This window comes from Longitalea arenae (assembly GCF_016924755.1).
GTDB classification, from domain to species: Bacteria; Bacteroidota; Bacteroidia; order Chitinophagales; family Chitinophagaceae; genus Niastella; species Niastella arenae.
The window spans coordinates 434,772-452,749 of sequence record NZ_JAFFJX010000004.1 but is presented as its reverse complement, the minus strand read 5'-3'; the positions used below and the strand labels follow the sequence as shown (position 1 = coordinate 452,749).

The 17,978-nt window shown below is 46.8% G+C and carries 13 protein-coding genes; 7 read left to right on the top strand and 6 right to left on the bottom strand.

Translation table 11 applies throughout. The annotated features are described in order from the left end of the window. Positions 1-28: 28 nt before the first annotated feature. The 3 genes from JT717_RS12440 to porW all read right to left on the bottom strand — a co-directional run bounded on the left by JT717_RS12440 (position 29) and on the right by porW (position 7,250). On the bottom strand, positions 29-1,138 hold the full coding sequence (locus JT717_RS12440) for a DUF2911 domain-containing protein (RefSeq protein ID WP_205510795.1): 1,110 nt from the start codon (positions 1,136-1,138) through the stop codon (positions 29-31). A gap of 286 nt (positions 1,139-1,424) precedes the next feature. Continuing rightward, complete coding sequence (locus tag JT717_RS12435; protein WP_205510794.1) at positions 1,425-3,818, bottom strand: transglycosylase domain-containing protein; 2,394 nt, start codon at positions 3,816-3,818, stop codon at positions 1,425-1,427. A gap of 291 nt (positions 3,819-4,109) precedes the next feature. Further along, positions 4,110-7,250 carry a type IX secretion system periplasmic lipoprotein PorW/SprE gene (porW, locus tag JT717_RS12430; protein ID WP_205510793.1) on the bottom strand — a complete coding sequence of 1,047 codons (3,141 nt, stop codon included), beginning with the start codon at positions 7,248-7,250 and terminating at the stop codon, positions 4,110-4,112. Positions 7,251-7,387: 137 nt separating this feature from the next. Here porW and JT717_RS12425 point away from each other — a divergent pair, with 137 nt between their 5' ends. From JT717_RS12425 to JT717_RS12410, 4 genes are all read left to right on the top strand, one after another. Then, complete coding sequence (locus JT717_RS12425) at positions 7,388-7,783, top strand: hypothetical protein (RefSeq protein WP_205510792.1); 396 nt, start codon at positions 7,388-7,390, stop codon at positions 7,781-7,783. 15 nt (positions 7,784-7,798) lie between these two features. Beyond that, on the top strand, positions 7,799-8,242 hold the full coding sequence (locus tag JT717_RS12420) for a bactofilin family protein (protein ID WP_205510791.1): 444 nt from the start codon (positions 7,799-7,801) through the stop codon (positions 8,240-8,242). 388 nt (positions 8,243-8,630) lie between these two features. Further along, positions 8,631-9,035: a hypothetical protein gene (locus tag JT717_RS12415; RefSeq protein ID WP_205510790.1), complete on the top strand. Its 405-nt coding sequence runs from the start codon at positions 8,631-8,633 to the stop codon at positions 9,033-9,035. After that, positions 9,028-9,642 (top strand): SprT-like domain-containing protein, encoded by a 615-nt coding sequence (locus JT717_RS12410; protein ID WP_205510789.1) that lies wholly within the window; start codon positions 9,028-9,030, stop codon positions 9,640-9,642. The genes JT717_RS12415 and JT717_RS12410 overlap by 8 nt, the downstream gene beginning before the upstream one ends. 110 nt (positions 9,643-9,752) lie before the next feature. Here JT717_RS12410 and JT717_RS12405 read toward each other — a convergent pair whose 3' ends face one another. Next, positions 9,753-10,238, bottom strand: a complete 486-nt coding sequence (locus JT717_RS12405; RefSeq protein WP_205510788.1) for a GNAT family N-acetyltransferase — start codon at positions 10,236-10,238, stop codon at positions 9,753-9,755. Positions 10,239-11,777: 1,539 nt separating this feature from the next. Between JT717_RS12405 and JT717_RS12400 the strand changes: the two genes are divergently transcribed. Continuing rightward, the gene (locus tag JT717_RS12400) at positions 11,778-12,281 is read left to right on the top strand and encodes a hypothetical protein (RefSeq protein WP_205510787.1); all 504 of its coding nucleotides are present in this window, start codon (positions 11,778-11,780) and stop codon (positions 12,279-12,281) included. Between the two features lie 181 nt (positions 12,282-12,462). On the opposite strand, the gene sucC is transcribed toward JT717_RS12400, so the two are convergent. Continuing rightward, entirely contained in the window at positions 12,463-13,674 is a 1,212-nt protein-coding gene (gene sucC, locus JT717_RS12395; RefSeq protein WP_205510786.1) for an ADP-forming succinate--CoA ligase subunit beta, read from the bottom strand. Between the two features lie 400 nt (positions 13,675-14,074). On the opposite strand from sucC, the gene JT717_RS12390 reads away from it, so the two are divergent. Continuing rightward, entirely contained in the window at positions 14,075-14,896 is an 822-nt protein-coding gene (locus tag JT717_RS12390; protein ID WP_205510785.1) for a purine-nucleoside phosphorylase, read from the top strand. 105 nt (positions 14,897-15,001) lie between these two features. Next, positions 15,002-17,044: a putative porin gene (locus JT717_RS12385; RefSeq protein ID WP_240348030.1), complete on the top strand. Its 2,043-nt coding sequence runs from the start codon at positions 15,002-15,004 to the stop codon at positions 17,042-17,044. Here the strand turns inward: JT717_RS12385 and JT717_RS12380 are convergent. After that, a complete protein-coding gene (locus tag JT717_RS12380; protein WP_205510784.1) occupies positions 17,037-17,729 on the bottom strand; it encodes a hypothetical protein in 693 nt (230 codons plus the stop codon). The genes JT717_RS12385 and JT717_RS12380 overlap by 8 nt on opposite strands. Positions 17,730-17,978 lie beyond the last annotated feature (249 nt).

Sequence of the window (17,978 nt, the reverse complement as noted above, 5' to 3'; positions counted from 1 at the left end):
GCACATCAGCAAATTATCACACTATCCATCAATTGATGTCTTTGCCCTCCTGCAGGGTCTTGATCATTCTTTCCACATTCGTTTTATTGCCGTTGTCAGGGGCTTTGGGCAGGGCTTTCTGCGCATAAGCCAGGGCTTTTTTATAATCCCCGATGGCGGCATATCCTCTTGCCATGCCTACCTGGGCAGTGAACTCATTCGGGTTCTTATCGTAGTTCAGTTTAAACGCCTCGAAAGCTTCCTTGTTCTTTTTGCTTTGCAGTAACTGCCGGGCATATGCGTGGATCTGCTGTAAAGAACCTAAGGGCAGCGCTTCCTTCATAAGGGCCTGCGCTTCGGCCTCGCGGTTGAGTTTGCTTAAATATCCGGCCTTCGTTGATAAGGTCACGAAATTCTTTTGTCCGATAAAACCCAGGCTGATGGCGTTTTCCGCCCATTGCAAACCTTCTTCTAAATTGACATTATGCTGTAAACAGAACTGGGCGGCCTGGTTATAACTTACCCAGCCGGGGTTAAAGGCTTTTTCGGTACGCAGCTCGCTGCGAAATGATTCGAGCTGCAGATTGATATAATCGGTTTCTACCCTGAACGGTATTTTTAGTTTCTCCCATAACAAAGCAATGGTAGCGCCGTTATCGGTTTCATCGCTAAATGCATACGTTAACCATTCCACGCTTTTGTCGAGCGGCTGCGGTTTTACCTTTACCCGCAAGGCATCTTCCTTCGGATCATAATAATAACTGCCCCAGGAATTGTTATTCTTTGAAAAGATCACGGTGCATTCTTCTGGTTCGTAGGCAATAAAAAAGCCGTATTTGCCGGCTGGCAGCTGCTGGCCTTCAATGCTGACCGGCGTTGAAAATTCGATCGTGGTATTTTCATTGGCTCCTGCGCGCCAGGGGGCAGCTTTGCTGGTGCCAAAACCCAGGTCGGCAAAACCCTTATGCACCAGGTCGCCCCAGATCTTTCCTTCGCGGCCTTTAACGGCAGGCCGGTCGTAATGAATGGTAACATCCGTTATGCCGAGGCGTTCGCCAACCATGGCCTTCTTATTGCCACCGTAAGGCGGTATCGTTAACTGTGAATATGAAACGATATAGCATATCAATGCCAGACAAGCAGTCAACATCTTTTTCATGTCGGTAAGTTTTGAAAGAGAAGCTACGGACAATTTCAAAACTTACTGCCTGGTTTTATATCTGTTGTAAAAACGAAGTGTTAGGTGGTTATTGTGGAAAGGTTACCGGTCGCTGGCCCCTGGTCGCCGGTTACCGGGCGCCTTAATTGCGAAATCGCTGCATATAAACAGCATGCATTTCATTCTGACCACGGGTAACCGGTAACTGGTAAACCGGTACCTGGCAACCGGTACCTGGTAACTGGTAACCGGCAACTGGTAACCGGTAACCGGCAACCGGTACCTCTTAATTCTCTTCTTTTTTACCGAAAAGCCTTCTGAAGAAACCTTTCTTTTTCTTCGTATCTGCGGGTAATGCAGAATCCTTGGAGATCTGATTTTTTGTGCTGGTGGCTTCCTGCAGTACCTTTTGTTCCTCCATAGCCTCTTTCGACTCGGTTGGAATATTTTGTGTATCGGGTTTATCGAGGTAAGCATCAGCGCCTCCGTTACCTACATCCTCGCCTTCGGCGCCAGGAGGTGGCGTATGTTCAATGGGGCCAAGATAATCGTAGTACTGGTTGCGCATGTTCTCAGGCTGCACAAATCTGGCCTGCCTGTCGAGCCCGAGGGTTTTGTCCTGGAACGCTTTGGCAAAGAACGCTTCCCAGATAGGTCTTGCAGCGGCGCCACCATAACCCAGTCCACCTTCGAGGCGAATGAAACGATCGTCGCAACCGATCCATACACCTGCCATCAACTGCGGCGTATAACCAAAGAACCAGGCATCCGAGTTGTCATTCGTGGTACCTGTTTTACCACCCATTTCAGCAATGCCCAGGCGGCTGCGTAATCCGGCGGCCGTGCCATAGTCAACCGCTCCCTGCATCATACGGGCCATGGTGTAGGCCGTTGCCTGGCTGATCACCTCTTTACGTTCTGCATCGAAGCGGGCCAGCACATTACCGTTCTTATCTTCAATACGGGTAATGCATACCGGTTTAATGCTAACCCCTCCGGTGGGGAACATACTGTAGCCCCACATCATTTCATACAAGGAAAGCTCACAGGTACCCAAACTGATAGAAGGGTAGGGCTGTACCTTGGTGGGGATATTTATCTGGGCCAGAAATTCTGCAAAGCGTTTCGGCGTAGTTTGTTTGATGATATAGGCTGCCACTTCGTTGATAGAATAGGCCAAACCGGTAGCCATCGTGCGTACCCCCGAAACTTTCGGATTCGGGTTTGCAGGTACATATCCTGAACCGGGGAAATATTGTTGGGTGGCTTCACACATGGTTTCGGGTGTAAAGCCATATTCTTCTATAGCCAGCGAATACAGGAAGGGTTTGATAGATGAACCAACCTGCCGTTTTGTTTTCAGGTTTACGTGATCGTATTTGTAGTTCTTAAAGTCGATACCGCCCACCCAGGCCTTTACATGACCCGTCATAGGATCAGTGACCATAAAAGCTGTTTGCAGCATTTCGCGATGGTACTTGATGGAATCGAGCGGCGACATGATCGTATCTTTTTCCCGTTTGCTGTTCCAGGCAAATACTTTCATGCGTACCTTCTGCCTGAACGATTTCCGGATCTCATCTTCGCTTAGTCCTTCTGCTTTCAAACTCTTCCAGCGGTCGGAATTGCGCATGCTGGCTTCCAGTACATTGGCATGGCCTTTCCATACAGCATCTGTTTTTAAGCTCCGTTGGCTGGCCAGCACGCGCTGCAATACCGGCAGATGTTTGGCAACGGCTTCTTCCGCATACAGTTGCATGCGCGGATTAATGGTTGTGTATACGTGCAGGCCATCTTCGTAAATGTCGTAATTATCGCCATCCTGCTTTTTATGCTCACTGCACCATTTTTTCAACTCCTCCCTGATCACATCCAGGAAATAAGGAGCGATACCATTGTTCTCGTTGAGCTTTTTATAGTTGAGCTTGATGGGATCTTTTTTCAGCGCTGCTGCCTTCGCGTCTGACAAATATTTATTGCGCGCCATTTGATCGAGCACGGTATTCCTGCGCTCGAAAGAGGCCTTATAATTCGTACGGGGGTTATAGGTGCCGGTGGCTTTCAGCATGCCAATGAGTACGGCGGCTTCTTCCACATTCAGGCGATCGGGCTCTTTCGAAAAGAAAGTGCGCGAGGCATTGCGGATACCATATACGTTATCGCTAAAGGAAACGGTATTCAGGTACAGGGCCAGGATCTCCTGTTTGGTAAAATTCCTTTCCAGTTTTACGGCAATGATGTTCTCTTTTATTTTCTGCAGCAAACGGGCGAGCTTGTTCTCTGCTCTTTCATCGAACATATTCAGCGCCAGTTGTTGCGTGATGGTGCTGCCACCGCCTTCTTTACCCATAAAGAAAATAGCGCGGGCCAGAGAGCGGCCGTCGATGCCCGAGTGATCGTAAAAGCGCTCATCTTCTGTAGCTACCAGTGCGTCTACCACATGTTTAGAGATGTCTTTATACTGAACGAAGCTGCGGTTCCCTTTTTCTTTATAATATTTCCCCAACATGGTGCCATCATCCCCATATACTTCGCTGGCCAGGGTGATGCTGGGGTTTTCCAACTGGGCCAGTGAAGGCATTTTGCCAAAAAGGCCGAAGCTAATAAGCGTGATCAACAACACAACTACCAGGAATCCAATGAGAAAAATTTTCCAGAATATTTTAATTGCGCGCGTCATAGTTGGGAGTTTTGTAAAACCGGGATTTACCAACCGGGATTTTACGAATTGCAAAAATCATGCTTTATGGCGGATAAAACCAGGGACGGCTACGAAAGTATTCTTAATAATTTGTCCGGGCCAGTTTTTTAGACGACAAACCCGAAAGGAGGGTTCAACAAGCTCTTTGCATAAACTGGTTAATGCCCGGCTGAATAATAGTAATGTGTTGATAATGAGAAAACAGAACAAAAGGGATTCCTCCTGGGTAAAAGGGCTTCCGGCCACCCGCACCAGGGTATTAGAAAGGAGTTAGAATTTTCCGGGATAATAATCTGAGAGGAACTTTTTCAGTGCGTTAACATCTTTTGTGTTCATCAGGACCTGCAGATTGTTATCGTTGACGATCACAAACGAATATTTGGCAGCAGGCAGCCAGGGAACGATCTCCGTAACGGCCAGCTTACGGGTTTTATCGATGTAAGCGATCGCTTCATCGGCATTGGGGAATACGCCGATCATTACCAGTTTAATGTCGTCGCTGATGGTTTGGTTATTCACTGAAAAACCTTTGGCTGCATATTGCTCGCGGTTATAGCGGTTAAACGCGTTGCGGGCTTCATTTACATACACAGGGTCAACCTTGTCAAGCACAATACCTACATAGTGAGGCACTGCTGCATTATTGGTGAGCACCAGTGGTTTGGGTGCTTCTACCTTCGCCTTCACCGAATCTTTTTTCACCGCTGGTGGCGGCAGCTGTGTAGCAGGCGGTTTCGCCGGGCTAACCGCTTTCTCTGTTTTGACAATAGCCGGTTGCTGTTGGGGCGTTACAGGTACTGTAGCAGGCGGTTGCTGTGCTTTGGGCTCTTTGGCAGGCTGCTGCTCATTTTTGGTGACCGGTTGCTGCTGTGGTTCCGTTTTGGCAACTACAGGCGGCTGCACAACGGCAGGCTGCTGGGTTGCAGGTGTTTGTTGTACAACTACCGGCGGCCTAATAACCGGTGCGTTTGGTGCAGCGGCCACGGGTTCATCAACGATACCGGTGCTGTCTTCTACCGGACGCTCAATTTGCAGATTCGTAAGGTAATCTTCGATTTGTTTGCGGCGGCTTAAGACGTCGATCAATGCACGCGCTTTCGCGGCCATGGGTGTATTCGGGAACAGGCGTGTGATATCCTGCAGAGATTTTGTGGCCGAATCATCCTGGCGTTGTTTAATATAGTAAACGGATTGAATATACAGCAACTGGGGTGTCCAGTAATTTTGATGATACATGCTATCGGCAATCCGCTTTTGCGCCTGTGCTTCTTCAAAATTGCCTTCAATGTACAAGTTGTAAATATTGTCGTACCGCCGGGTCATTTCCAGCTTCGCTGTGCTGTCGGGTGAAATGCGATTGGGGTTCGACACGACCTTTTCAAAGGTGGTGCCCGGATATTTTTGTTTCAGCTCATTCTGCGCAGCTGTTGCTTTTGCCAGATCGCCGGTTTTGGTATAACAATAGGCGAGCAGGAACAGCGCTTCGGGCCGGTGTTTGGTATTGGGAAAACGGCTAAGTAATGCCTCGAGCGTATCGATGGTTGATGTATAATCTTCCAGTCCTTCCAGGTAGGTTTTACCCAGGTAGAACTGTGCATGCTCAATAGAGTCGTTCGAGCTCGTCAATTGCGCCGGTGTAAGCGGTACCATCTTCAGCAATTCCTCATAGGTGAGGGGACCCGCCGGAGCAGCAGCGCCTACCTGTCCTTCATCGGCCATACCACCTGAAATAGGCCCCGCCTGTTTAATAGCGGCCATGCGCTGCCAGTTGTCTACATTCGGGCGATTGCCCCACTGGCCTTTGAACTCAGTAAAACCTTTTGCTTTCAGGGCGTTATTATAGAAGTACCACTCGCCTTTGGCATTGCTGCTGAACATGTCTGACGGACCACTATTATCATTGAACGATAATGGGCCGCCCGATACATCCCCGCCGCCGGCATCTTCTTCCTTCAGGCCCTGGGTTTTGCGCAACTGTTTCACCAGTTTTTTGATATGAGCTTCGCGTTCTTCTTCGGGCATGGCGGCAACGAGCTGCAGGCTGTCTTCGCGGTGAATGGTATTTTGGTAAGCCACGATCCTGGCAAGGGTGGCTTTTAATTGATTCAGTTTGCCCGGGTCGGCCATATCGGGACCAACGTTGGTAATGCTGTCGTAGAACCGTTTTGCGTCGAAGTAGTTCTTTTCTTTGAACGACAATTCCGCCAGCAACAGGAATGCCCTCTGGCGAACGCCCGGATCTTCACCGGGTGAAGCTGTAGCTTTTAATAACAGCGCTTTGGCGCCGGCGATATTATTCCGCTCGAGCTCCATTTCAGCCGCAGCATACAGTATAATATCGCGGTATGCGCTGTAACGGTCTTTCCGCGCCATTTTCACCAGTTCATTAATATTTTCCTGGATCACTTTATCGTCTCCTTTCTTTTGCCGGATGGCATTCAGGCGGGCATACACTTCCATTACCGGGTTCAGCGTATGGCTAACCGCTTTTTCAAAGAAGGTAGCCGCTTCATCGCGTTTATCGGCTTTTTCGTATAACTGGCCTATCAGGTATTCCCACCGCGCCTGCTCTTCACGCGTTTCTGCATTATCGAGCGCCAGGTTCAGATAATAAGCAGCGCTGTCGTACACCTGCTGTTTATAGAACCACAAGGCCTGCATTTCGTGCAGGTCGGTCTTTAAGCGGCTGGGAAACTGCGGGTCATTTTTTAAGGTTTCAATTAAGCCGGCTGCTTCCGCCAGTTCATCTTTCGCCAGGTAGGTCCTGATCTGCCAGATGAAGGATTCATTGCGGCTGGGCGGCCGGGACCATGCTTTTTTCAGCAGGCTGGTGTTCTCTTTGGTAGAAATGGTGAAAGCGCTGCCGCCCTCATCTTTATTGGCATTGGAACCGATCGGTTTATCGTAACCGTCTTTTTCCTTGGGCGAAAAAGCATAGTTAATGTATTGAAAACTGAGGTAGGCGGAGTCAAGGGTATTCTTGAAATAATACGCTTCGCCCATGAGCATGTACAGGTTATCGACCCAGCTATTGCGCAGGTCGTGTAACAGGATGCCGGCATTTGCTTTGTAGATGACCGAATCGAGCTCCGTTTTATCTTTTGCGGTTACTTCGAGGCTGTAGTTGTAAAAGGAAAGCAAACGGGCATAATCGTCTTTATGCTGCGCTTTGGCGCGGGCAATCACATCGGCCAGTTTTTTATAGGCGTTGTAATGATAGTTGAATTTGGTGGTGCCGTTCTGGGTGAAGCGGCGAACGACGTGGAACTTTCTGTCTTCAGTCTTTTCAGAGGCCAGTTTGCGGTTTTCAAACTTCTGCGGCTTTTTCAGGTCAAAAGAAAGCGTAGGCTGCGCATATATTTTCGGCAGCGAAAAAATTAAAACAATAATTAATGCAAGTGTCCTCGTCAAAACCTTTGAATTTCTACCACAAACTAAAATCTTATTAACTGATTTTCAAGAAAATTATTTTGTAAGTACGTTAATTTTTATACGCATGAGCATTCATTAAAATAACTTGTTACCTTTAGCGTTTTGAAACTCTCTCTATGGCTAAATTCGATGCCCAATCTACCCTGAAGCGCTTGCAGAACCGGTACCGGCTGGTAGTGATGAATGATGATACTTACGAAGAGGTTGTGACGTTTAAATTATCCAGACTGAGTGTTTACATCACACTTAGCACCATTTTTGTGTTGCTGACCGGTTTAACGGTGGCGCTTATTGTGTTCACACCGTTGCGTATGTATATACCTGGGTATGGAGATGTTAACACCATGCGTGAGTTGCGGGAACTGAAAGTTCGTACCGATTCACTGGAGCAGGCGATGCAGTATAAGGATAAGTATCTTGATAACGTTAAAAGTGTGTTACAGGGGAATATCAGCGTTAAATTAGACACGACCACGCTTTCCATTCCCCAGCCGGAAAATATTGAAGAATAAATCTAACCATATCGTATGTTCAATCAGAAATCCAAATCCGAAAACGCAGGCGAGGTATCAGCACCTGGCACCGGAGCTGCCACTATCATTGCTGCCGGCACTGTATTAAAAGGCGATATTTCCAGTAATGGCGATATCCGTATCGATGGTTCCCTGCAGGGAAATATTCAATGCCAGGCTAAAGTAGTTATTGGCTCCAATGGTTCCGTGGAAGGCGATATTTCGGGCCAGCAGGCCGACATCATGGGCAAAGTATCAGGCACCATCAAAGTAAAAGAGTTGTTGCAGTTGAAAGGCGGCAGCCATGTAAACGGGAATTTATATGCAGGCAAACTGCAGATAGAGCCCAGCGCCAATTTCAATGGCCAATGCCATATGAACACGGCAACCAATGGCCAGGTGAACGAAGTGATTGCCGATAAAAAAGGCAAAAAAGCTTCTGAGACCGTATTAGAATAGAACTGGTTACGCCCTTATGTACTTGTTGAACGCTCCCTATTCGATAACCTATTTGTTACCGGAAAAGGATTCTATTTGTTACAGGTTTCATGGTACAAACTGCAAGGCATAAATTACTATCATAAATTACCGGTTGCCGGTTCCCAGTTACCGGTTGCCGGTTTCCAAGATCCCAGATGCTGCTTTGTTAGCCGGCAATTGGCCAAAGCCCTATTTCTTAACTTCACGCTTAAATCCTGTCTCAAAGTTTCTCCGTCCTTCCTGGCTTCGTCTTATTAATTGAGAACATCATTTACTTATTAAGTCGTGGACCCCTTAATTGGCCAACTCGTTAACCTGTCAGGTTTTCAACTTTCTGCTCTACCTTTGCCATCCATTTTTTAAAACGATGACAAATAACTCAGTTTCCAGGTCATTCAGGCCCCTGATACTCATTTTTGTAGTAGTTACTGCCTTGTTTTTGACCAACAGGGCCTGGTTCAGCCAACGGGATGTAAATGTGGATGTGCTGATCATTGGCAACCTGATCCTGTTTGCCGCTACTGCGGTATCTTTTTTCCTGTTCTCCCGCTCGCTGGGCTCTAAAAACCCACAGGCGATCGTACGGACGGTTTATGGCGGGGTATTTTCAAAAATGATGATTTGCCTGGTGGCTGTATTTATTTATATTAGCATAGTGGGCAAAGAGGTTAATAAGGCGGGTATTTTCGGCTGTATGTTCCTGTATCTGCTTTATACGACCATTGAAGTGGTTATCCTGATGAAATTGAGCAAGCAAAAAAAGAATGTCTAAGCAGCAGGCGCCATTAGAGTATCTCAGTAAATTCATTCCTGTAACGGCCGTTCCCCGGGTACTGGAGTATCTGCATCAGTACAAGGTTCATTTAACCATTACCCGCGAACGAAAATCAGTGCTTGGCGATTACCGCCACGCGACTTCCGACAAAAATCACCGCATCAGCGTAAACGGAAATTTGAATCCCTACGCTTTCCTAATTACGCTGATCCATGAACTGGCTCACCTGGTCACTTTTATGCAATTCGGGCACCGCGTATCGCCGCATGGCCGGGAATGGAAGAATTGCTATGCCTTGTTGTTGAAGGATTTTATGGGCAAGGAGATCTTTCCGCCCCTGGTTGAGCAGGCGCTTAAACAATCGATGCACGACCTGCCGGCCAGCAGTTGCGCCGATGAAGGCCTGATGCGGGTATTGAAAAAGTTTGACCGCGATAATGGACTGGTGATGGTTGAGCAATTACCCGAAGGGCAGTTATTCGATATAGGCGAAGGCCGCATCTTTAAAAAGGGAAAGAAACTGCGCAAGCGCTTTCAGTGTGTTGAAGTTGAAACGGGCAAACTTTACTTATTCAGCCCGATTTATGAAGTGAAAGCATGTTGAATCAACTGGCAATGATACCGGTTACCAGGACCCGGTTGCCAGGTATTTATTGCAGATGGCTTACTATTTTTTGCCTCGCCCGGTAACCGGAACCCGGTAACTGGTAACTACTACAACTCCTTCAGCATCCAGATCGCACAGCTGAAATGGCCGGTATTCCCAAGCGGGCCATCCAGGTATTTAAATCCGAATTTTTCATATACCGACATCGCCTTACTTAATTCAGGCATGGTTTCAATATACACTTTACGGTAGCCGGTTTCGCTGGCAAATTGCAGGGCTTTTTCTATCAGCGTTTTTCCAATGCCTTTGCCCCGGGCTACAGGCGTCAAATACATTTTTACCAGTTCACAGGTATCGGCTGGCAGGCCAGGTGAAGGAAAAATACCAGCGCCGCCAATGAGTGTGCCATCCGCTTCGGCTACATAATAAATACTGCCCGGCTGCCGGAACAGTTCGTATAACGCATCGGTAGTGGCGTCGTAATAAACAGTGCCCGGCTTATTAGCGCCGAATTCAGTCAATGCATTACGAATGATAACTGCCAGTGCCGGGTTATCGGCCGGTTGAATGGTTCTGATGGTAACAGCTGACATGTACCGAAGATACGATTAATGCCAGAAGTCATCAGTAACCCGGCCTGGCCGGGCATCTTACTATTAAAGGGCAGGATCAACAACAGGTGAGTGTAACGGTAATATCCGGAACTACCGTAAGGAAAGTATCGGAAGCGGAATAAAGCGAACAGAACTTTGTAACGAAGAAGTGATAGTGCAGATCAGGTACTATGCCAGCAGGGCCATCAAACTATAAATGATCACGTAGGTTACAAAGATGAAACCGAAGAATAGTCGTACGGGATTTTTCATTTGCTACAGATTAATCAGGTTAACGTTTGGTTTAAGTTTTTATTATGACAAAAATCTATGCCAAAAGCCGGTTTATCCACAAGAGGGATGTACTAAATTTTACAATTACAGAAAATACGGTGTGTTGCTCGTAACAACACTAGTAGGGGTAATAAAGGGGTAATTGGGCAGTTCATTAAACACCTGGTTTAACCGATGCGATCATATAAACAGCAGCAACATGCATGTTCTCTGAATACAGTTGAACGTTTACAAAGATATAGGCTGCTTATTTATTTGGTGCGAAGGTGACTGACATTAAATATCCCCGATTGAATGTATTGGCGTTAGTAAATGAATGCATTAGGGCTAATAGTAAATGTACGAATTACGATTCTTGTGAAAATACGAGGCATACAGGTTTCATCGTAGTTGTTTCTAAAATAATCGCAGAGATCATTAACTTAATATTATCAGATGCTTTCTAATTTAAAGAAATAGTTACATATTTATGCCGGCAATGGAGCTTTAATCCTTTTAGCTATTTTTGCTCATCCAACGATCAATGAGAACCGAAAACAGAAATATATCTAACAAGTTCGTATCTGTGAAAACCAGTAAAGCTGAAGTATATTGTATTATTACTAACGATATTGCCCGTCTGGTGTAGGCGGGTTTTTTATTGTACGTATCCGTTAGTAATTCAGTTCTTTAAAAGAGTGTGTGATGTAAGGGTATAACCCTAGATGCAAATAAGTTAACCAAGGAGATGAACGAATAAGTGGTGATCAAATGTAAAAAATGCGGCTACTATTTCGATCTTTACAGTGTCAAACAAAAAGATATTAAAGTATCCAACGTCCTAAGAAAAACCAGGTCCAAAAATCCAAAGAAAAACTAAAACGAAAATCCAACGATCCAGGAAAAACCGAGTCCAGTAATCCAAAAAAAACCAGGTCCAGATCCGAAAGAAAAACCAAGTTCCGATGTCCGAAAAACCGAACCCGTATTCCTGTGTAAAACGATCCAAATGTCCAAAGTCCGAAAGAAAAACTGAGTCCACCGTCCATTGAAAAACCAAGAATGATCCAAAAGTCCTTTTGAAAACCGATCCAGTAATCCTTTGAAAACAGAAACCGTCTCTCAAAAAGTAGTTGTCCCCGCTTTCCGTTGCGGGGACATTTTCTTTTTATGGGCATGTTTCGGATCAACAAATGCACCGGAAGCCGGTAATTGTGTTGAGTGGTTTTCGTTAATCCATGCAATATGTTAACTTGTATACGAAACATGCGGCCAGTACTTATTATATGGCTATCAATAGCGTTGGTATTTGATGCAGCAGCCCAGTTGCCCCGCTCAACTGATGGCCAGTACCAGTATTATGGTGAGGTCATCACCGAAAATCCGGCCCATGCCATGGAAAGGGCCAAATCTTTTTTCAATCAGCCATTTCTTATACATTGGGACACAGTAGCCCGCCGGGAGCAAGCAACCAATTTGCTGGTCTCGGGGAAAGGGTATATTAACGTAAAGGCCAAACTACGCGGCCTGTCGACACCTTCTTATGTTCCGGTTGCTTTGCACATGAGCATTGAGATCAAGGAAGGTCATTACCGCTACACCATCAATCATTTTGAAGTTATTGATAAAGAAGGCCGGGCCCATTACCCGCTGGAAGATAAACCCGAATCGGTAAAATCACTGGTGCACTACCAATTGCTTCAAAACACCCACAAGCGGGTAAGCTTTGTGATAGGCTGGCTGAAAAGGTATATGAAGGGGGAGGAGTGATGGGCTGATGGGCTGATGTGCTGATGTGCTGATGTGCTGATGGGCTGATGGAATACAGCGGGTATTACCCTGTATTTCATTATCGAATTATCACATTATCACATTATCACATTATCAAATTAAAAAGTCCCCACTTCAAGCGAAATGGGGACTTTCCTATAAGTGATTTCTAATCTTTTAATTAAGCTACCGCTTTATTTACCAGTGCAGCTGCTTCGCTCAACAGGATGGCAGATTGTACTTTCAATCCACTTTCCTCGATCAGCTTCTTAGCTTCTTCTGCATTGGTTCCCTGTAAACGTACAATGATGGGCACAGTAATGTTGCCAATTGATTTATAGGCATCGATCACCCCCTGGGCAACCCGGTCGCAACGTACGATACCACCAAAGATATTGATGAGGATCGCTTTTACTTTCGGGTCTTTTAAAATGATGCGGAAACCAGCTTCTACCGTAGTCGCATTGGCTGTACCACCTACATCGAGGAAGTTCGCAGGTTCGCCACCGCTCAGTTTGATCATATCCATGGTAGCCATGGCCAAACCGGCGCCATTTACCATACAACCTACGTTACCATCGAGTTTTACAAAGTTCAGGTTGTATTTACCCGCTTCTACTTCAGTAGGATCTTCTTCGCTGATATCGCGCAGGGCTTCCAGCTCGGGATGACGCATCAAAGCATTGTCATCGAGGTTCATCTTACAGTCAACGGCAATGATCTTCTCGTCGGCTGTTTTGAACAGGGGATTGATCTCGAGCATAGCGCAATCGAGCCCTACGTATGCATTATATAAGTTGATCACGAATTTTACGCAATTTTTGAAAGCTTCTCCTTTCAAACCCAGGTTGAAAGCTATTTTACGAGCCTGGAAGGGTTGCAGGCCACCGCTGGGGTGAACCCACTCTTTAAAGATCTTCTCGGGCGTATTGTGGGCTACTTCTTCAATGTCCATACCGCCTTCGGTGCTGTACATGATCACGTTTTGCCCTTTTGAACGATCGAGCAGGATAGATAAGTAAAACTCTTTTACCGGGTTGGGACCAGGATAATAAACATCCTGAGCAACCAGTACTTTGTTCACCACTTTACCTGCGGCGCCGGTTTGAATGGTAACCAGCGTGCCACCCAGTATATTGGAAGCGATAGTTTTAATTTCTTCGGCACTTTTACCTACTGCCACACCGCGTTGTTCGGTGCCCTGGATTTTGCCCTTTCCGCGACCACCTGCATGTATTTGAGCCTTTACAACTGCGAAGTTGTTGCCAAACTGAACTTTTAGATTCTTATATGCTTCTTCGGCCGCGTCGGCTCTGTCGACCGGTATTCCTTCCTGCACCGGTACATTGTATTTTTTCAATAATTCCTTTGCCTGGTATTCGTGAAGATTCATGCCGTAAAAAATTTTGGGCGAAAATAAGCAAAAAAGCGGTTACCTGTTGCCTTCCTTAGCAGTTACTGCCTGCCGATTTCCGGCAACGATTGCGGGGAACACCGGTTACCGGTTACCAGGCGCCGGTTACCAGGCCTAACGTTTGCAGACTCTCGCCTGGTTTAGCGCAAACCAGAATTTGTGATACCTGGTATCAGGTACCCGGCAACCGGAACTGACGAACATTATTAAGCAACCTGAATGTGTTGCCGGGTAACCAGTTCCGTCCAGGCCGGGAGTAGCTGAAAAGCCTCAACTGTGAACAGGGAACGGTGAACCGGCAACTGGAAACCGGTAACTGGAAACTTGTATATTTGCACGCATTTTCAACCAGCAATCACACCAATATTATTAATCAGTTATGCCCGGAATACTCCAGCAATTGCAAGAAACCAGTTCCTTTATCAAAAGTTTATATCCGCACACGCCGCAGGTGGGTATTGTTCTGGGGAGCGGACTGGGAAACTTTGCACAGGAAATTCAGGTAGAGAAAGAAATTCCCTATGAAGCCATTCCGCATTTTCCGGTGTCTACTGTTGAGGGCCACCATGGCAAACTGATCTTCGGCGAACTGGGCGGAAAAAAAGTGGTAGTAATGGCCGGCCGTTTTCATTTTTACGAAGGGTATACGCCCGAACAGGTAGTGTATCCCATCAGGGTAATGAAGCACCTGGGCATTGGGTATTTGCTTTTATCGAATGCCGCTGGCGGGGTAAACCCGGCATTTAAGGTGGGCGATCTGATGGTCATCACAGATCATATCAGTTTAAGCACCATTAACCCGCTGATCGGAAAAAATCATTCAGAGCTTGGCCCCCGCTTTCCTGATATGAGCGAGCCCTATTCGAAAGCGCTTATAAAAAAAGTGCGCGCCATTGCAGCTGCTGCCGGTATAAAATTACAGGAGGGCGTTTATTTCGGGGTAACTGGTCCGACCTTTGAAACAAGGGCTGAATACAAGCTGATCCATCGTTTGGGTGGTGATGCAGTGGGCATGAGCACCGTGCAGGAAGTGATCGTTGCCATACATATGGGCTTACCGGTGTTCGCGGTGAGTGTGATCACCGATATTGGTATAAGAGAAGAAGATAATATCATAACACATGAAGAAGTATTACAGGCGGCGAAAGAAGCCGAGCCGAAGCTCACCATAATTTTCAAACAACTGGTAGCCGGCCTGTGATGCCTGCCGGCAACGCAAAACGCGCCGGCATACAATTAACTTTCTTATAACCGGTAACGGTTTAATAATTATTAATTTGTCGCCTTGTTTAATAATCGTTCATACTTGTTAAGGTTTCAATACATTTTTTTTGTAACGCTGTTATTGCTGACCAGCGTTGTACATACTGCTACTGCGCAGGATGACCTGCTTCGCAGGGCGCAGGGACGTTTCAGTGGCATGACCATGGGACAGGGCGGTGGCGATTCCATTGCCCACCGTACCGGCCTGGAGGATTCTATCACTATTCGTTTCCGTTACCTGGATACGAGCAGGATGCAGAATTTTGATTCCGTTTTGTACGATTTTACAAGGAGAATTCAAATACCCTGGTATCATGTTACCCTGGGCAATTTAGGGAATGCCAGCCGCAGCCTGTTGTTTGAACCCAATATGAAAGCAGGCTGGGATCATGGATTTCATTCTTACGATATCTATAATTTCACGGCAAGCGACGCCCGCTTCTACAATACCACCCGGCCATATGCCGAGCTGAACTATATGCTGGGTTCTCGTTCTGAACAATATATCAGGCTCATGCATACGCAGAACCTGAAGCCCAACTGGAATATGTCGCTTGAATACCGCCTGATCAATGCGCCGGGCTTTTTTCAGAATCAGAACACCAATCACAACAACTACCGCTTTACATCCTGGTATCAGTCAAAGAACAAACGTTACCAGAATTTCATTGTAGTTGTTGGGAATAAACTGCAATCGGGTGAGAATGGCGGGATCCTGAACGATGGTTACCTCGAAGACAGTACCGGCGGCGCTTTTGATGAGCGTTCCAATATTCCCACCAAACTGGGCCCCGACCAGCCGGGCAGCAGAAATTTCTTCAGCACCAATATTGCCACAGGTACTTTTCATACCAACGCCACCTATATGATGCGGCAGCAGTATGACCTCGGACAAAAAGATTCGATGGTGGTGAATGATACTACGGTGATCCCCTTGTTCTATCCGCGGGTGCGGCTGGAACATACCATTGCATTGAACACCTATCACAACCGCTTCCGCGATACATTTTCCGACAGTACTTATTACGATAGCCTGTACTCGGTTAAACTGGATGCCAACCGGCAGGAGTTCTTTTTGCGTGAACACTGGCGCGAGCTCATCAATGATTTTTCCATTTATACTTTCCCCGATGCCAAGAATGCGCAACAATTCCTGAAACTGGGCGCTTCCGTACAAAGCCTGAAGGGAAGCTTCGATTCGAATTATGTTAATTTAGATAACCGGGATTATTATAACTTCTTTGTGCACGGTGAATACCGCAACCGTACCCGTAACCAGAAATGGGATATCGAGGCCCAGGGTAATTTTTATGTAACAGGCTTCAATGCGGGAGACTACAATGCGTACCTGAGCCTGAAGCGCCTGATCAGCCGGCAGATCGGCTACCTGGAAGTTGGTTTTCAGAATACCAACCGCACACCTTCATTTATATTCAACCCGATCAGCAGCTTTTACCTGGATACTGTTTCTAATGCTTTTAATAAAGAAAATACGACCATTCTTTTCGGAACATTTGAACAGCCTAAATTAAGGCTGAAGTTAACCGGCCGCTATTTTCTTACGACCAACTATACTTACTTCACCAATTATTTTCAGGCGGCCCAGACTTCTACCTTGTTCAATGTGCTGCAGGTGTCGGCTGAAAAAATATTCAGGATCGGCGGCAACTGGAACTGGAAAACCTGGGTGGTGCTACAGCAGCGCCTGGGCGATGGTCCGGTTAACCTGCCCTTGCTTTCTACCCGCAACCAGCTTGGCTATGATGGCACCCTTGGTTTTAAAAACCTGCGGATCAGCTTCGGCGGCGAAATGCGGTATTTCACGCCTTACAAGGCACCACAGTATTCGCCCATCATTGGCCAATACTTCTACCAGGATACCACTACCGTGCGTTTACAAATGCCTGATATCAGCGCTTACCTGCACTTCCGCATCAAGAGCTTTAGTGCTTATGTACGGGCCGAAAACCTGAATGCCCTCAAATTTCCCCAGGGCGGATTTACCAATAACAATGTGCCAACGGTCAATTATCCCTATCCTGGTTTACAGATCAGGGTCGGTATTTTCTGGAGTTTTGTTAACTAGGGATCGCCGTATCTCCGGGAACAGCCGCTTTCTTCTGCTGGAACTGCTTGCCGTAACGCGTCAGGATCAAACTGGTCCAGGTGCCGATCAATACGCCGGGTAATATCCATAATAACCAGGTTAAGGACCCTATCTGCATATTCACTACAATAAAGGCGGTTACGGTAGCGGCAAAAGCGCCACCCATTCTACCGCCATGGGTAAAGAACCAATGAAGTTTATTGGCCGGCCGTTTGTAAAATTGCCTGATGTCCTTCCAGCCACTCAGCAAACAGAAAATACCAAAGGTGAGGGGCACGCTTCCCCACATACCCCGCTCGGAGAACCATACATAGCTGAACCCCGTCAATGCCAAACCAGCTACGATGCCCGTGAGGCTGATGAGCCAGTCGAGCGGGGCGGGCCCTTGCTGCAAATGCAGTTTTTTAAGATAGAGGGCCCGGTAACCAGAGCAGGCGAGATAATAGCTGAAAAAACCCACCATGAACAGGAAGGGGATATTCTTTACGATGGAAATAAAAGTGGCTGTTATAAAAACACCGGTCATACCGGCGAAGAACAGTTTCCCGGTAAGCCGGTGTTGCCGCGCCCCTTTTTTGTTAAGCATGGAAAGCAGTCCGCAAGCGAGGGACAGAAAGCCACTGATGATGTGCAGGATGAGCATAATTTTTAACAGGCTGGTCATAAAACTGGTTTTTATAGTAACCGGCGTTGTGCTGGTTCTTTTTACAAAAATGCCTGTAGATCAGTGCGTTTTCCAAATACAAGGGACGAAATGCAAGGGTTTGGGACGGAAAGAAAACTCGCATTACAGGTTGCAGGGTTGCAGGTTCAGGTTGCAGGGGTGCAGGTTACAGGTTGCAGGTTACAGGTTTCAGGTTTTCCTGGATTGTGTTATGAGTTTTGAAGAAGGTCCCTGCGACCTGTACCATGT

Excerpts from the sequence above, each read along its gene's own strand:
- JT717_RS12440 (WP_205510795.1), bottom strand. The coding sequence starts at position 1,138 with ATGAAAAAGATGTTGACTGCTTGTCTGGCATTGATATGCTATATCGTT.
- JT717_RS12435 (WP_205510794.1), bottom strand. The coding sequence starts at position 3,818 with ATGACGCGCGCAATTAAAATATTCTGGAAAATTTTTCTCATTGGATTC.
- JT717_RS12425 (WP_205510792.1), top strand. The coding sequence starts at position 7,388 with ATGGCTAAATTCGATGCCCAATCTACCCTGAAGCGCTTGCAGAACCGG.
- JT717_RS12420 (WP_205510791.1), top strand. The coding sequence starts at position 7,799 with ATGTTCAATCAGAAATCCAAATCCGAAAACGCAGGCGAGGTATCAGCA.
- JT717_RS12415 (WP_205510790.1), top strand. The coding sequence starts at position 8,631 with ATGACAAATAACTCAGTTTCCAGGTCATTCAGGCCCCTGATACTCATT.
- JT717_RS12410 (WP_205510789.1), top strand. The coding sequence starts at position 9,028 with ATGTCTAAGCAGCAGGCGCCATTAGAGTATCTCAGTAAATTCATTCCT.
- JT717_RS12405 (WP_205510788.1), bottom strand. The coding sequence starts at position 10,238 with ATGTCAGCTGTTACCATCAGAACCATTCAACCGGCCGATAACCCGGCA.
- JT717_RS12400 (WP_205510787.1), top strand. The coding sequence starts at position 11,778 with ATGCGGCCAGTACTTATTATATGGCTATCAATAGCGTTGGTATTTGAT.
- sucC (WP_205510786.1), bottom strand. The coding sequence starts at position 13,674 with ATGAATCTTCACGAATACCAGGCAAAGGAATTATTGAAAAAATACAAT.
- JT717_RS12390 (WP_205510785.1), top strand. The coding sequence starts at position 14,075 with ATGCCCGGAATACTCCAGCAATTGCAAGAAACCAGTTCCTTTATCAAA.
- JT717_RS12380 (WP_205510784.1), bottom strand. The coding sequence starts at position 17,729 with ATGACCAGCCTGTTAAAAATTATGCTCATCCTGCACATCATCAGTGGC.